Origin of the sequence: Microbacterium marmarense (assembly GCF_037204165.1) — a bacterium.
Classification (GTDB): domain Bacteria; phylum Actinomycetota; class Actinomycetes; order Actinomycetales; family Microbacteriaceae; genus Microbacterium; species Microbacterium marmarense.
Genome location: NZ_JBBDGL010000001.1, coordinates 389556 through 405279, shown reverse-complemented (window position 1 = coordinate 405279; position 15724 = coordinate 389556). Strand labels below are relative to the sequence as shown.

Genomic DNA, 15724 nt, shown 5'->3' with positions numbered 1-15724 from the left:
CAAAGCCGATTGCTGTTGCGATCGTGTGACATGCAGGCATCAACTCGCTATCGTCACGCTTGCGGTGAGCAGCCGTCCGCTTGGCGCGCCGCGAAATTGCGGGGCGGTACGCGCACCGTCATCAGTGACGTCGTAGATCGAACTGCCACGCAACCAGGTGCGTCGTATCTTTCCTTTGAGCTCGCGGTGGTCGTAGGCGGTGATCGGGTTCTTGTGCATCAATCGAGACGCGTCGATAGAAAACCGATCATCAATGCCGAACGCCGCGAGGTGCGCGGGTGCACCGATTTCAATCACACCCAGCCCCGGCAGGCCTGCGATCGCTGCCGGACCGGTCGTGAACAACGGCAGGATCTTCTCGAGCGAGATGCCACGGCTACGCGCTTCAGTCCATACCGCAGACAGCCCGACCTGCAATCCGGCAATGCCGCCCCAGGCCAGGCCGAAGTCGCCGTTTCCCGCACGCTTGAGATCGACCGTCGACGGTGAGTGATCGCTGACGATGGCGTCGATGGTTCCGTCGGTGATCCCTTGCCAGAGCAGATCTCGATTGGATGCGTCGCGGATGGGCGGGCAGCACTTGAACTCGCTCGCTCCGTCGGGAATCTCTTCGGCAGCGATCGTCAGATAATGCGGGCACGTCTCCACGCTCAGCGCCACGCCCTGCGCTTTCGCCGCGCGAATTGCCGGCAGCGAGCTGGCATCGCTCAGATGAAGAATATGGGCGCGCACGCCGGTGCGTCGTGCACTGTCGATCACGGTCTCGATCGCTGAAGCCTCGCTTGCGGCCGGCCTCGTGGCGAGAAACGTGTCGTAGTCGCGGCCGAGCGAACCATGATCGGCGAGCAGCGCCGGGTCTTCGGCGTGCACGATGATCTTCGAGCCGAGCGAGGCGATCTCTTCCATGGCCGAAACCAGCTGCGAACGGTCGAGGTGCGGAAACTCGTCAACACCGGAAGGCGAGAGAAAGCACTTGAAGCCGTAGACGCCCGCGGCGTGAAGCGGCGCAAGCTGGCCGAGGTTCTCGGGTATCGCCCCGCCCCAGAACCCCACATCGATATAAGACGCTTGCGCTGCCGCCGCACGCTTGATCTCGAGTGCCGCGGCTGTCGTCGTGGGCGGCAGCGAGTTGAGCGGCATGTCGACGATGGTGGTGACGCCACCCGCTGCTGCGGCACGCGTGGCCGAGCGAAACCCCTCCCATTCGGTGCGGCCGGGTTCGTTGACGTGCACGTGAGAGTCGACGAGTCCTGGCAACAACACGGCATCGTCTGGCACGACGCTGGTGCTGGCACCGTGCACCCGCGCGCCCACCGAGACGACGTCAACGATGCGACGGTCTTCGATGACGATGGCGGCGGGCTGAAAGTACCCGTGAAGATACGTTCTTCCCGACCGAACGACGGTTCGCTTGGCTACCACTGAAGCTCCTGTCTATTGCTCGCCTCTTACGATATTGCCGCTGCGTGCGTCGCTCGTTTCAGCTGTGTAACGCGCGATCGCACGAGTGTTGCCTCAATGCACGAAACAAGAATTTTCCCTGACGAAAACTTCATGCGTCGCTACCGGCGGTAGCGTCAAAGCCAGAGAGGAGCCCTGTGAACATCGAGGACTTCAACCACATGGCCGCCGCTGACGCGATAGAGATGGCGTTGACCTGGGCCGCGATCGTGCCATGGGCACATGAGATCGTCGGGGCGAGGCCGTACGACTCTGCGGCCGAACTCGAAGGCTTCGCGTCGCTGCGCGCCCAGGCCTGGACGCGCGCCGACCTCGACGCAGCGCTCGAGCGACACCCTCGTATCGGCGAGAAGCCGAGCGAGAAGGGCGCTGAGGCTGATGCATCTCGGCGCGAGCAGTCTTCGATGACGGATGCTGACGCCGACGTCACATCACGAATTGCGGCAGGAAATGCCGCCTACGAAGCTCAGTTCGGTCGCGTTTTTCTTATTCGCGCTGCCGGGCGTTCACCCGCCGAGATGCTGAGCGAGCTTACGCGGCGGCTGCACAACGACGAAGAAACCGAAGCGGCCGAGGCTGTGGCACAGTTGGCCGAAATCGCGCTGCTTCGCCTCAATGTGGCGCTGCAAGAGCCCGCCCCCGCTGATTCTGTGAAGGATGCTTCATGACACATCTGACCACCCACGTGCTCGACGCCGCAACAGGTGAGCCCGCCAGAGGGATGGGCGTGGTGCTCGCCGCAGCATCCGGTCAATCAATCGTTGCCGAAGCACCCGGGGCGATCATCGCCCACGGCAAGACCGACGCGGACGGTCGGGCGTCCCTGGGCCCTGAGGTCTTGAACCCGGGCGACTACACACTGACCTTTCTCACACGCGAGTACTTCACCGATCGAGATACCGCGAGTTTCTACCCGTTCATCACCGTCACCTTCAGCGTTGAAGGCGAAGCCCAAGGCGGCACCCGGCACTATCACGTGCCCCTGCTGCTCAGCCCGTTCGCCTATTCAACCTATCGAGGGAGTTAGCTATGAGTGATGTATCCGTAAGCCTTGGCGCCAACAAATACGGCAAGGCCGAGAACCGCGTTGTGCGCATCTATCGCGACACCCCACGGCACGAGATCGTCGACCTGAATGTGTCATCTCAACTGCGCGGCGCCGCGCTTGTCGACTCGTATCTCTCGGGCGACAACAGCGTGGTTGTCGCGACCGATACGCAGAAGAACACCGCCTTCGCCTTCGCGAAGGAGCACGGAGTGCTTTCGCCTGAAGAGTACCTGCTGAAGCTCTCAGAGCACTTCGTTGCGGGTTTCGACTGGATCGAAGGTGGACTGTGGCAGGCCGAGCAATACGAGTGGGCGCGCATTCTGGTTGACGGCGAACCGCACGACCACTCGTTCGTGCGCGTCGGCCAGGGCACGCGTCTCGCGGCGGTTCAGGTCATTGACGCTAAGACCCACGTGACCGGCGGCGTCAAAGACCTCACCGTGCTCAAGTCGACCGGAAGCGAGTTTCACGGTTTCCCTCGAGACAAGTACACGACTCTCGTCGAGGCCACAGACCGCATCATGGCCACGTCAGTCACCGGGCGCTGGCGCTTTCTGCCCGAGGCAGTCGAGGCTGGCATCGACTACAACGCGCTTTACGCCGAGGTGCTCGAGGTGTTGCTGTCTACCTTTGCCACGGTGCACTCGCTTGCGCTGCAGCAGACGCTCTTCGAAATGGGCAAAGCTGCGATTGAGGCACGGCCTGAGATTGCCGAAGTACGCTTCTCTATGCCCAATAAGCACCACTTCGCATACGATCTGAAGCCCTTCGGACTCGAAAACCCGAACGAAGTCTTCTGGGCCGCCGATCGCCCCTACGGCCTCATCGAGGGAACCGTCACCCGCGATGGTGTCGAGCCCGCCCCCGACGCGTGGACTGACCTGCCCGCGTTTATCTAGCGGTATTGGCGCCTACCAGTTCAGCGACATAGTCGAGCTTGTCGAGCACGTCGCTCGCGATGACGAACGGGTAGAGATCCTCTTTGCCCATCGAACGGTTGACCCCGTTGAGGGCAGCCGTCAGCGGCATCCACACGTTCACGACCTGCTCTCGAAACCGCTGATCCGCGGGCGGTTCCGAGATGAGCCCGAACGACACCGCGGTATCGATGGTGTCTCGAATGTGAAGGTAGTGCGCCCAGGTTTCGGCGAAGTCTTCGTGGGGGTGCATGGTCGCGTACTGCGAGATGTAGGACTGCCGCCAACCTGCCGGTGCCCCGTTCGCGTAGTGCTCGTCAATGGCTGCCTGATAGTCGGCGCGCTCATCGCCGAACAGCGCACGAAAACGTGCCGCCTCGTCGTCTGAGCGCACGAGCTGCCACTGGTAGTAGTGGCCGACTTCGTGCCGGAAGTGCCCGAGCATCGTGCGGTAGGGCTCATCGAGCCGGTCACGCACCCGCTCGCGGTAGGCATCGTCGCTCTCGGCGAGGTCGATCGTAATCACCCCGTCGGCGTGCCCAATCGTCACCGATTGTGAAACGCTCGACAGCAGGTCGAAGCAGAGCCCTTCTTCGGGATCATCGACGCGGCTGCGAAGAGGCAGGCCCAGTCGGTCGATCTCGACCACCAGCTGACGTTGCGCTCGCTCCGCCGGAACGAAGTTCTCTAGGCCCTCGAGGTCGGCATCGTTCGGTCGCACTCGTGTCAGCGCGCAGCTGTCGCACTGCTCACCTTTGATGCGCGCAAGCCACGTGCATCCCGATAGATTCAGATTTCGGCATATATGCCAGATCATGCCGTCGGAGTCAACGTACTGACCCGATTGGTTGAGCGGCACGATGTCGTGCTCCTCACGCGAATACCCGAGAGCGGTGCCGCAAGACACGCACACCGAGTTCTCGAAGAACAACTGTGCACCGCATACGCGACAGCGAAATGCCTTCATGCTTTACGCCTCCACCGGAGCCACATCCACCGAGACCTTGAGCGTTGATCGCTTAGCCTTCGACCAGATGATGCCACGAACCGGGGCAACATCACCATAGTCACGGCCCCATGCGACCGTGATGTATCGATCGTTTGCCCACTGATTGTTCGTCGGGTCGATTGCCAGCCATTCGTTTGACGCGGGCAACCAGACGGCAAGCCAAGCGTGAGAGGCATCGGCACCGAAAACACGTTCTTTGCCGGGAGGGGGCTGCGTGGCGAGATACCCGCTGACATAGCGCGCGGCAAGTCCGTGGCTGCGAAGACACGCAAGAGCCACATGTGCAAAATCCTGACAGACCCCAGCGCGCTTTCGCATGGCATCGGCCACCGTGCTCGTGACGGTGGTTGCTTTCGTGTCGTAGTCGAAGTCGCGATAGATGCGTTGCATCAGATCAGTCGCAGCTTCGCCGAGCGCTCGCCCGGGAGTCAAAGACACCGCGCCGTATTCCGCGGCTTCGGGGGTGTGCTTGACCCGAGGCGACTCGAGCGCGAACTCGGTGGCGCTCCACCCGTGAGGTCCGGTATCGCCGAGCAAGGGACGGGCGCTCTCCCACGGCATTGCAAGCGCCGTCTGATCATAGACAGGTGCGGTGACGGTCACCTCGCTCGTGGCCGCGATCTCGAGACGTGTGTGTGGCTCAAGGAGGTGGTAGTAGGTGACCGCGTTGCCGTAGTAGTCCACGTCGCGAGTCGTATCGCTGGGCACCGGGTCAAGCACCACGGTGTGGGATGCGACGTCTTGCCAGGGCAGTGACCGCGGTCGCAGATGATGCACACCCAGGCTGTTGCGCACCTGCTTGTCATAGCGATACTCGGTGCTGTGAGAGAGCACGTATTTCATGCGCGCCCGATCTCTTCGATCAGCGAGAGCGACGACATCTCCATCGACGGCGGACCAGCCGCGAAGTGCACATCGCCGACCGCCTCTGACAGTTGACGAAGCCCCTGCGACATCTGCTCGAGAAGTTCAGCGAGTGCGGGCCGATAGCCATCAACCTCTTGCGCGAGGGTCGCCGCGTCCGCGGCGTCGAGCATGTCAGCCAACTCGAACCGCAGCCGCTCTGGCCGGGTCGAGCCCGTCGACTCGTGCAACGCCGCCAGATGCGTGTGCAAATGCTCGAGCGCGAACGCGAGCGAGCGCGGGTTGTCGAGGTCTTTGAGCAGCAGCTCGAAGACGCTTCGCGTGCGACCGTAACCGCGATAGCGACGGCGATGCGTCACAAGACTCTCGGCAGCCAGCAAGACGCCGTCGAGAATTCCCCGATCGGTAGCACGAACCGGGTGTGCCGAGGTGGTTGCCGTGAGCAGCGCGCACAGCTGCATCGAGCGCTCGATGTAGCGCCCTGCCTCGATCATGTGCCAACCCGAGTCTCGAATCATGTTGGCCGTGACGCCGTGCAGCGAAAGCACGCCCGTCAGCATGCGTCCCGCGGACTCTGCGATCTGCGGGCTGTGCGCGGTTGTGCGCGCGACCGCCATCGCCCGATCGGCCGCACCGAAAACTCGCCACACGTCGCCCGAGAGCTGATCGCGAACACCCTCAAGCGAACTTCGCATGCGCGACAGTGCATGTGCCGCTGACCCGGGGCGACGCGCGTCTACCAGCAGCGAACGCAACTCTTCGTTCGGTTCCGCGAATCGGGTGCCCGAGAGCGAATGGATGACGCCGAGCAGTACCGACTCGGTACCGCTTCGGGGCGCGCGTTTGCGCTCAAGATCGGCTTGGGCCGCCAGAACGAGGCGCAGCATGTCTTCGGCACGCTCTGCGTAGCGGCCGGCCCAATACATGTCTTCGAGGGCACGCGGGGCGAGAGCGGGGATGGACGGGATCAGCGTGCGCGGCATCGTCAACGCCAAGCCCTGATCAGGATCGTCGGGGTCAGCCTTCAGCACCCACACGTCTTTGGTCAGAGGCGCGCCGTCGTCATCACGTGCCGTCGCCATGCCGCCAGCCAGGGTGCGGTACGACGATCCGTATCGCACCGTAAAGCCCCGCAACACCAGCGGCTGAGCCTCGGCAGCCCCGCTGCGTCCCCACGAGGGCGCTTGCGACAGCGGCAGCCGGGCGAGACCCACATACCGATAGGGGTGCGTTTCGATCTTGCTGATGAGCGCTTCAACGGGCACTCCGTCACCAGCCAGGTCGCCATCGAGCGTGCGCACGATGACGCCCTCCGGGTCATTGCGCAAGCGGTAAAGCACTTCGGCCAGGCCGGTCGCTTCGCCGCACCACCAGGCGGGAGTCGCCGGCAGGCGCAACTGCTCACCGAGAAGTCGCTCGCAGGCGGCAGCCATGAATGGCAGCAGCGCAGGGTTCTCAAGCACGCCGGAGCCAAGACCGTTGACGACCTGAACAGTGCCACGACGCACCGCTTCAACCAGTCCAGTGACCCCGAGTTGTGAATCTCCCCGCAGTTCAAGTGGATCGCACCACTGCGAATCGACACGGCGCAGAATGACGTCGACGCGGTCGACTGGCTCGGTGTTCGGCCAGCGCGCGGGCTTGATCCACACGCATCCGTCACTCACGATGAGGTCGTTGCCCTGCACGAGCGGAAACCCTAGCGTGTTGGCGATGAAGGCCTGATCATATGCCGTTTCAGAGTGCGTTCCTGGCGAGAGCACCACAACTCGAGGATCGGTATCGTCGCTCGCCGCGCACTGCAGCAGCGCGTCGCGCAGAATTGCGAAATACGGATCCATGCGGTGCAAGTCTGCTTCTTGATACAGATCCGGCAACAGCCGCGAGATCACAAGACGGTTCTCCATCGCGTACCCAAGCCCCGAGGGTGCCTGTACCCGATCGGCCAGCACCCGCCACTCGCCGTCTTCGTCTCGACCAAGATCGGTCGCCGACATCAACAACGGATGAGCTTGGGGAACACTCGGGCGCGCGATCGCGCGCACGAAACCGGGGTGAGCGGTAACCACGGCGGCGGGAATGATGCCCTCCGAAAGGAGTTTCTGCTCGCCGTAGATGTCAGTCATGATCGCGTTGAGCAGTTCAGCCCGTTGCACCAAACCGACCTCGAGCGTCGTCCACGACTCTGCGTCGAAAACCAGCGGCAATGGGTCTAGCTTCCACGGCCTGGCACCGTCGCCGGGGTGCGTGTAGGTAACGCCATCATCGGCGAGCGCTTGCGCGATCTCTTCGTCGAGGCGTCCGACTTCAGCCGAGGTCAGGGTGACAGCCGCCGCGGCAAGAGTCTTCCACGCAGCACGAAGCGTGCCTTCGGGCGCGATGACTTCGTCGTAGCGCGCCTCGGAAGCACGCTCGTCAGCGGCAGTGAGCGGCAATGTCGCCCGCGTCAGCTCTGCCGCGTATTCGTGGAGCACACTCACTTCGGAGGAACCCTCCGAAGGTCGAGCGTGCGCGGGTAATCGCTCGTGGCGGCTTTGCGCGCAGCATCCTGCATGGCCGCGATATCCAGCTCGCCGGCCGAGAACCCACGCTGCTCGAATCGACTCGCTCGACGAGCCTCGGCCTCGTTCGCGTTGACCGGAGGATGATCGTACGACCGACCACCGGGGTGCACAACGTGATAGGTCGCGCCGCCCAAACTCACTGAGGACTCGATGTCGACAACCTCGAAGGTCAGCGGTGCGTGCACCTCGATAGATGGGTGGAGCGCAGACCATGGCTGCCACGCGCGGTAACGCACCCCGGCGTAGTACTCGCCCAGGTGCTCGGTCGGAGTGAGTGGCACAGGTATACCCTGGCACGTCACAAGGTGCCGGTCGCCATCGAGTCCGCGCACGCGCACCTGGATTCGCTCAACCGACGAGTCGACATAGCGCGCGGTGCCGCCAGCGGTTGCCTCTTCGCCCAGCACGTGCCACGGTTCAATCGCTTGACGCAGCTCAAGTTCGATGCCGTTGCTCGCACCGCCAATTCTGGTGATGCCGATGCGAGGAAAACGGAACTCGACAAACGGGTCGAGCCAGCTCTCTTCAAAGGCGATGCCGTGCGCGCGCAGGTCAGCGACAACCTCGGCAATGTCTGCTCGAGCACCCTGCGGCAGCAGAAAGTCTTCGTGCAGGCGGGTTCCCCACCGCACCAATGGCGCCGTGTACGGCTTCTCCCAGAACATCGCGACCAGACTGCGCACCAGAAGAGCCTGCACGAGAGCAAGTTCGGGATGCGGCGGCATCTCGAACCCGCGCAGCTCAAGCAAGCCCAACCGGCCGCGACTGCTGTCGGGCGAATAGAGCTTGTCGATGCAGAACTCGGCGCGATGCGTATTTCCGGTGAGGTCGGTCAGCAGATGGCGAAGCGCTCTGTCAACGAGCCACGGCAGATTGGTGGCGTCTTCGTCGTCGGGATCTTTCGACAGGCGAAGCACTTCTTGCAGCGCGATCTCCATCTCATACACGGCTTCAGGGCGTCCCTCATCGAAGCGAGGCGCCTGGCTGGTCGGACCGATGAAGCGTCCCGAGAACAGGTAAGAGAGTGACGGATGCCGCTGCCAGTACGCCACAAGGCTTGCCAGCAGATCGGGGCGGCGCAGCAGGGGCGAGTCAATCGGCTGGGTACCGCCCAGAGTGATGTGGTTTCCGCCACCGGTGCCGGTGTGCAGGCCATCGAGATCGAACTTCTCTGTGGCGAGTCGGCTCTGCCGCGCGTGCTCATAGAGCGATTGAGTCAGGTCTCGCTGCTCAGCCCACGACGATGTCGGCTGCACGTTCACTTCGATGACCCCGGGATCTGGGGTGACCACAAGCTGACTGACGCGAGCGTCGGGCGGTGGACCGTACCCCTCGAGCACGATCGTCGTCTTGCTCTCGCGTGCTGCCGTCTCGATGAGAACCAGCAGATCGGCATATGCCTCGAGTGTGGTGGTCGGCGGCAAGAACACGTGCACGTGACCCGAGCGGGCCTCGATGGCGAGCGCGGTGCGCTGAGCGGTGTCAGGCTCGACAACGGTGACCTTGGGAATTCCTGGCACCAGCGACGGACCAGCCTCAAGGTAGCTCGGCTCCCCGGGCTGCTCGGGGTCGGTCCACGCGATCGCGTCAAGCGGCAGGCGCAGTCCCACCGCACTCGTACCCGGCAACAACACCAACCGGCCGCGGCGGAACGTCCACGCGGGGCTCGTCCATTCCTCTTCGGTGGTGATGGGCAGCACCCAACCGGTGGCTTCATTGACCGACTCATCGAGCTCGGCGACGTCAGCCTCGGCGAGGTCGTCTGAGTCGGGGCGCGGGCCCGCTGGCTTTCGCAACTCGGCGGCGACATCAGCGAGCGGGTCTTCGAACGCGGCCAATAGCTGGCTGGCAGGAAGGCCAAGCAGCTCAGTCATTCGACGCGCGAGCGCTTCGGCCTTCGCCATGGCGTCGGGCGCAGCCTCACCGTTCCAGGGGTCGGCAAACAGCGCGGGATCGCTCCACATGCGCACCCCGTCGGTGCGCCACTGCAGTGCGATGTTCCAGCGCGGCAGCGGTTCGCCCGGGTACCACTTGCCGTCACCTCGGTGCACGACCCCGCCCTGCGCGTACTGCTCGCGCAGCCGTTCGGCGAGGATCGTCGCGCGCTCGCGCTTCTGTGGACCATCAGCATCCGTGTTCCACTCCGCGGCCGTGGCGTCATCCAGCGCAACGAACGTCGGCTCGCCGCCCATCGTCAATCGCACATCCCCTTGGCGCAGTCGCTCGTCGACGGCTTCACCGAGCTGGTCGATGCGTTCCCACTGCTGGCTGGTGTACGGCTTGGTGGTGCGAGGGTCTTCGTGAATGCGTCGAACTTCGTTGTGAAAGCCGAAAGTGACCTGGGTGCGTCCGGTCGCTCCTTCAATCGGCGCCGCGGTGCTCGGGTGCGGCGTCGCGCTGAGGGGGATGTGCCCCTCGCCGGCAAACAGTGCGCTGGTGGGATCCATGCCCACCCACCCTGCTCCGGGAATGAAGACCTCCGCCCACGCGTGAAGGTCGGTAAAGTCGGCAGTGGGCCCGCTGGGGCCATCGAGCGACTTCTGATCTGCCGCGAGCTGCACGAGATAGCCCGAGACAAAGCGTGCCGCAAGACCGTACTTGCGCAGCAAGCTCACCAGCAGCCATGCCGAGTCGCGGCAAGAGCCGATGCCGATGCGCAGCGTCTCGTCGGGCGTCTGCACGCCCGGTTCCATGCGCACGTCGTAGGCGACGGCGCGGTTCACCGCAGAGTTCAGACTCGCCAGGAACGAAACAGTCGCCATGCCACCCTCGGGAAGCTCGGGAAGTTCGCTCTTCCAGCGTTCAGCATCGGCACTGTCGTCGACGGGCGCGCGGTAGGGCGCCAGGTCGGCAGCGAGTTCTGGGCGATAGGCGAATGGGAACTGTTCGGCGTACTCTTCCATGAAGAAGTCGAACGGGTTGATCACCATCATGTCGGCGACGAGGCCCACCGTGATCTCGAGCTTGCTGACCTTCTCAGGAAACACGATGCGAGCGGCCCAGTTGCCGAACGGGTCTTGTTGCCAGTTGATGAAGTGGTTCTTCGGACTGATCTCGAGCGAATAGGCCTCGATGGGCGTACGGGCGTGTGGGGCGGGGCGCAGCCTGATCACGTGGGGGTGCACCGTTACCGGCTCGGAGAACTCATAGCTCGTGTAGTGCTCGAGAGCGACCTTGATCGACATGGATCAAGCATCCCTGAATTCTGTTGCCGATGGGTTACGGACGCGCACGCAATCTGGTGCTCCTCACACCAGAAGCAGCACGCCGATGACAAGCGAAGCGGCGGCGAGCACCAGCGCGACCGTGATCAGCACGACGTGCACGCGGTAAAACGCGGTGCGTGCACCTGGCTCACCAGCGCGGGTGTCGTTGGCGATGCGGGGGTAGAAGCGCGGCCACACCACAGCGTTGAAGACGGCGTTCGCGAACAGGGCAATGGCTGCGATGGTTTCCACCCTTCGAGCGTACGTTGACCCCAGGGTCATGCCCGCCACGGCGCCATAGAGACAAGCCAAGACCCGCCGCACGCCTGAAATCCAGCCAATGCGACGGGTCGTTCGATCACAAGACCTACGGCGTAACGATATTGAAAGAGTCGTCACCGGGGGCGAGCACGGCAAGCAGTTGCTGCAAGATGTGGGCGTCACCGACTGTCTCGATACCGGGCGATGAAGAATCGCCCGCCAGCAGTGCAAGCAAACGCAGCTTGGCAATCTTCAAGGTCATGCCAACCTCACCGCCAGACTTTTCGCGGTACACCAGCACACCGTTGCGGACCGTCACCGCGAAGCGGCGATCGGCATCGGTGAATTCGATCGCCAAAGCGAGATCGAGCTCCCAGGCCTTTGGCCCGTCGATGCGGATCGCGATTGAGTCAAGCAACTGCTCGGGCGAGAGCTGCGCCAAGAGCGTGGGCGCGTTGGTCTTGATAGGTGTCCCGAAATTCGCGCCCCGCAGCTCGGTCGCACCCGAGAGAAAGAAGTTTCGCCAGGTTCCGTTCTCTGATCCATAGCCCAACTGCTCAAGCGTGTCGGCGTAGAGCGTGCGCGCGCTGGCGTGGCTCTCCTCAACAAAGATCGCGTGGTCGAGCAGCGTGGCCGCCCAACGGAAGTCGCCGCTGTCGTACGCCGCTTGTGCGAGTTCGACGACGCGATCAATCCCGCCAATGGCGTCAACATAGCGGGCAGACAGTTCAGTAGGCGTATGGGCCCACAGGCGCGCCGGGTTGCCGTCAAACCAGCCGAGGTAGCGCTGCACTATTGCCTTGACGTTGTGACTGACCGACCCGTAGTAGCCGCGCGCGTTCCATGCGTTCTCGAGTGCGGGCGGAAGCACGAATGCTTCTGCGGCCTCTGCCGCGGTGTATCCGCTGTTGATCAGTCGAAGCGTCTGGTCGTGCAAGTAGGCATAGAGGTCGCGCTGCGTCGACATGAATTCGACGATGCGCTCCTCACCCCATGTCGGCCAGTGGTGCGAGGCAAACACAACGTCGGCGCGTCCGGCGAACGTGTCGATCGCCTCGGTGAGGTACTGCGCCCACACGTGAGGGTCACGCACGAGCGCGCCGCGCAAGGTGAGTAGGTTGTGCAGCGTGTGAGTGGCGTTTTCGGCCATGCACAGCGCGCGGTGCTTGGGAAAGTAGAAGTGCATCTCAGCGGGTGCCTCGGTGCCCGGCGCCATCTGAAACTCGATTTCGACACCATCGATGGTGTGGGTTTCACCCGTCGTCGTGATCTCGAGCGTGGGCGCGATGATCGCCACCTCACCGGTAGAGGTAGTCTGACCAAGCCCCGCACCGACCGCGCCCTGCGGGCCGCGCTCCAGCGCCTGCCCATACATGTAGCCGGCGCGACGCGACATCGCAGTGCCCGCGTAGACGTTTTCAGATACCGCTTCTTCAACGAAGCCTTCGGGAGCGATGATCTGCACCGCACCCGAATCGACTTCGGTCTGCGACGTCACACCGAAGATGCCTCCGAAGTGGTCAATGTGCGAGTGCGTGTGGATCACCGCGACGACAGGCCTCTCACCCCGGTGCTCGCGGTATAGCGCAACAGCCGCGGCCGCGGTCTCAGTCGAGATCAACGGATCGATGACGATGATGCCGGTTTCTGACTCGACAATCGTCATGTTTGACAGGTCAAAACCGCGCACCTGATAGATGCCATCGGTGACTTGGAACAGGCCCTGCGTCGCAACCAGTTTGGATTGGCGCCAAAGACTCGGATGAACCGTCGTGGGGGCATCGCCCTGCAGAAACGCGTAGCTGTCGTTATCCCACACGACGGTGCCGTCTGCTGCGCGCACGATGCCCGGCTTGAGCGCTGCAACGAAGCCGCGTTGGGCGTCGTCAAGATCTCGTCTGTCAGAAAACGGCAACGATCTCAGTGCCTCGGCATGCTGCTCCTGGATCGTGAGCGTCGCTGGGTTGTGGTTCATTGCGAAGTGCTCCTGTTCACCTGCTGACGACCGTCTTTGGTCGTCGTACCAGGCTAAGAGTAAGCAGGTTTCGAAACCACCACCAACGAGTAAACAGTCGCGGCTGGTGTCGGCGGCTCAGGCGGTGAACACCGAGTGCACGTCACCGACGACGGCGCGCCCGCCCAGCGCCTCGAGCTCCATGAGCACCGAGGTCGCCACGACGGTGCCACCCAGCTTCGAGACCAGTTCGTGCGCGGCGACCAGCGTGCCTCCGGTGGCCAGCACGTCGTCAACCAGCAGCACCCGAGCACCGGGCTTCATGTCATCGTGCGCCTCGATGGTCGCGGTGCCGTATTCGAGCGTGTACGAAACGGCAGCAGCTGGTCGAGGCAGCTTGCCTGCTTTGCGGATCGGCACCAGCCCAACGTTCGCCGCCACGGCGATCGCACCAGCGAGCAAGAAGCCACGCGCTTCCACACCCGCCACGACGTCGAACTCGCCAGCGAAGGGTTCGATCATCGAATCGATCACCGCTCGATGGGCCGCGGCATCAGCCAGCAAGGGCGTGATGTCGCGAAACAACACACCTGCTTCGGGATAGTCGGGTATGGTGCGGATCAGCGACTGGGCGCGCTCTAGGGCTGCGTTCACTCGCCCACGATACCCCGCGTCGCACGACTTACTGAGCGACAGTACCACCGCCCGACCTTCTATCTCACAGGATGTAAGCGCTTGCATTACGCTGATGAAATGACTTCTCCCGTTCCAGGCACGCTCCCCACAGAATCCGAAGGCCGCGTTGGCAAGGAGTGGTGGCGCACCGCCGTGATCTACCAGATCTACCCGCGCTCGTTCGCCGACGCCACGGGCAACGGAATCGGCGACCTGCCCGGCATCACCTCGCACATAGGCGACCTCTCTGATCTGGGCGTCGACGCCATCTGGTTGAGTCCATTTCAGCGGTCTCCGCAGAAAGATGCGGGCTATGACGTGTCGGACTACTGCGACGTTGACCCACTCTTCGGCACGCTAGACGACTTCGACGACATGCTCGCCGCGGCGCACGAGCGCAGCATCCGGATCATTGTGGATCTTGTTCCAAATCACTCGTCCGACCAACACATCTGGTTTCAGCAGGCTCTTGCAGCCGCTCCAGGCAGCGCAGAGCGCGCGCGCTACATGTTCCGCGACGGCAAGGGCGCCAATGGCGAACTGCCCCCCAACAACTGGGACTCCGTCTTCGGTGGCCCCGCGTGGACGCGTATCAAAGAGGCCGATGGCAGCGATGGCCAGTGGTACCTGCACCTCTTCGACTCGTCGCAGCCCGACTTCGACTGGACCAACGAAGAGGTGCGCGAAGAGTTCCGCGGCATCTTGCGTTTCTGGCTCGACCGGGGGGTCGATGGCTTCCGCGTCGACGTCGCTCACGGCATGATCAAGGCCGATGGCCTGCCCGACTACACCCCCGATCCCGAGGCAGGGTCGATGGGTGGCGAAGAAGCCGATGTTCCTTACTGGGGCCAAGACGGTGTGCACGACATCTACCGCGACTGGCATCAGGTTGTCGCGGAATACGACGGCGACCGCGCGCTCTGCGCCGAAGCGTGGATGCCCACGCCAGAGAAAACCGCGTTGTGGGTGCGCCCCGATGAGATGCACCAGGCGTTCAACTTCGCCTATCTCGAGACCGATTGGAATGCCGCAGAACTCCGCGCGGTCATTGATCGCTCCCTCGCGGCGTACGGTGCCGTCGGCGCGCCGAGCACGTGGGTGCTGTCAAACCACGACGTTGTACGTCACGCGTCACGCCTCGCACTGACGGCCGAAAACCCGCAGGGCGCCGGCATCGGCCCCGATTCTGCGGGCCTTCCCGACCCGGTCGTGGGCCTTGCCCGCGCGCGAGCAGCCACAACGCTCATGCTTGCTCTTCCGGGATCGTCTTATCTCTACCAAGGCGAAGAGCTGGGGCTTCCCGAAGTGATCGACATTCCCGGCGAGGCACGGCAAGACCCCACCTGGTTCCGCACAAACGGTGAGCGTTACGGCCGCGACGGGTGCCGAGTTCCGATTCCGTGGACTGCCGAAGGTGGCGCCTACGGTTTCAGCGAGTCCGGAGAATCCTGGCTGCCGCAGCCAGCCGAGTTCAAGACGCTGGCGCGCGATCAGCAGCTGGGGGATCCGTCGTCGACGCTCTCGCTGTATCGCACGTTGCTCGAGCAGCGGCGAACTCACGACCTCGGTGCGGGCTCCATCGAGTGGCTCGAGGGCTTCGGTGACAACACGGTGGCTTTCCGCAACGGTGATGTCACCGTGATCGCCAACACCGGCTCCTCGGCAATCGACCTGCCGCGCGGATCGGTCATCGCGAGCAGCGGGCCTGTTGATGCTGGAGAGCTTTCGGGCGACACGACTGTCTGGATCGTCGTCTCCTAGCGAG

12 protein-coding genes are annotated in these 15724 nt (G+C 63.4%); 4 read left to right on the top strand and 8 right to left on the bottom strand.

Annotated elements, in window-relative coordinates:
• Nucleotides 1-39: 39 nt before the first annotated feature.
• Nucleotides 40-1422, bottom strand: coding sequence for an allantoinase AllB (gene allB / locus WDU96_RS01800; RefSeq protein WP_337336770.1), 1383 nt, complete (start codon nt 1420-1422; stop codon nt 40-42).
• Nucleotides 1423-1598: 176 nt separating this feature from the next.
• Here allB and uraD point away from each other — a divergent pair, with 176 nt between their 5' ends.
• From uraD to pucL, 3 genes are read left to right on the top strand one after another with little or no spacing between them, the layout of a single operon-like run.
• Complete coding sequence (uraD, locus tag WDU96_RS01795; RefSeq protein WP_337336769.1) at nt 1599-2129, top strand: 2-oxo-4-hydroxy-4-carboxy-5-ureidoimidazoline decarboxylase; 531 nt, start codon at nt 1599-1601, stop codon at nt 2127-2129.
• Nucleotides 2126-2488: a hydroxyisourate hydrolase gene (uraH, locus tag WDU96_RS01790; protein WP_337336768.1), complete on the top strand. Its 363-nt coding sequence runs from the start codon at nt 2126-2128 to the stop codon at nt 2486-2488. The genes uraD and uraH overlap by 4 nt, the downstream gene beginning before the upstream one ends.
• Before the next feature lie 2 nt (nt 2489-2490).
• Nucleotides 2491-3408, top strand: coding sequence for a factor-independent urate hydroxylase (gene pucL, locus WDU96_RS01785; protein WP_337336767.1), 918 nt, complete (start codon nt 2491-2493; stop codon nt 3406-3408).
• On the opposite strand, the gene WDU96_RS01780 is transcribed toward pucL, so the two are convergent.
• The 7 genes from WDU96_RS01780 to WDU96_RS01750 form a co-directional block, all read right to left on the bottom strand.
• The gene (locus WDU96_RS01780) at nt 3401-4393 is read right to left on the bottom strand and encodes a zinc-binding metallopeptidase family protein (protein ID WP_337336766.1); all 993 of its coding nucleotides are present in this window, start codon (nt 4391-4393) and stop codon (nt 3401-3403) included. The genes pucL and WDU96_RS01780 overlap by 8 nt on opposite strands.
• Before the next feature lie 3 nt (nt 4394-4396).
• Complete coding sequence (locus tag WDU96_RS01775) at nt 4397-5278, bottom strand: transglutaminase family protein (protein WP_337336765.1); 882 nt, start codon at nt 5276-5278, stop codon at nt 4397-4399.
• The gene (locus WDU96_RS01770) at nt 5275-7779 is read right to left on the bottom strand and encodes a circularly permuted type 2 ATP-grasp protein (protein WP_337336764.1); all 2505 of its coding nucleotides are present in this window, start codon (nt 7777-7779) and stop codon (nt 5275-5277) included. Before WDU96_RS01770 ends, WDU96_RS01775 begins: the two co-directional genes overlap by 4 nt.
• Nucleotides 7776-11048 carry a transglutaminase family protein gene (locus tag WDU96_RS01765; protein WP_337336763.1) on the bottom strand — a complete coding sequence of 1091 codons (3273 nt, stop codon included), beginning with the start codon at nt 11046-11048 and terminating at the stop codon, nt 7776-7778. The genes WDU96_RS01770 and WDU96_RS01765 overlap by 4 nt, the downstream gene beginning before the upstream one ends.
• A gap of 63 nt (nt 11049-11111) precedes the next feature.
• Entirely contained in the window at nt 11112-11321 is a 210-nt protein-coding gene (locus WDU96_RS01760; RefSeq protein ID WP_337336762.1) for an SCO4848 family membrane protein, read from the bottom strand.
• 115 nt (nt 11322-11436) lie between these two features.
• On the bottom strand, nt 11437-13305 hold the full coding sequence (locus tag WDU96_RS01755; protein ID WP_337336761.1) for an alkyl/aryl-sulfatase: 1869 nt from the start codon (nt 13303-13305) through the stop codon (nt 11437-11439).
• A gap of 117 nt (nt 13306-13422) precedes the next feature.
• Entirely contained in the window at nt 13423-13938 is a 516-nt protein-coding gene (locus tag WDU96_RS01750; protein WP_337336760.1) for an adenine phosphoribosyltransferase, read from the bottom strand.
• A gap of 99 nt (nt 13939-14037) precedes the next feature.
• Between WDU96_RS01750 and WDU96_RS01745 the strand changes: the two genes are divergently transcribed.
• On the top strand, nt 14038-15720 hold the full coding sequence (locus tag WDU96_RS01745) for a glycoside hydrolase family 13 protein (protein ID WP_337336759.1): 1683 nt from the start codon (nt 14038-14040) through the stop codon (nt 15718-15720).
• The last annotated feature ends 4 nt before the right edge of the window (nt 15721-15724 follow it).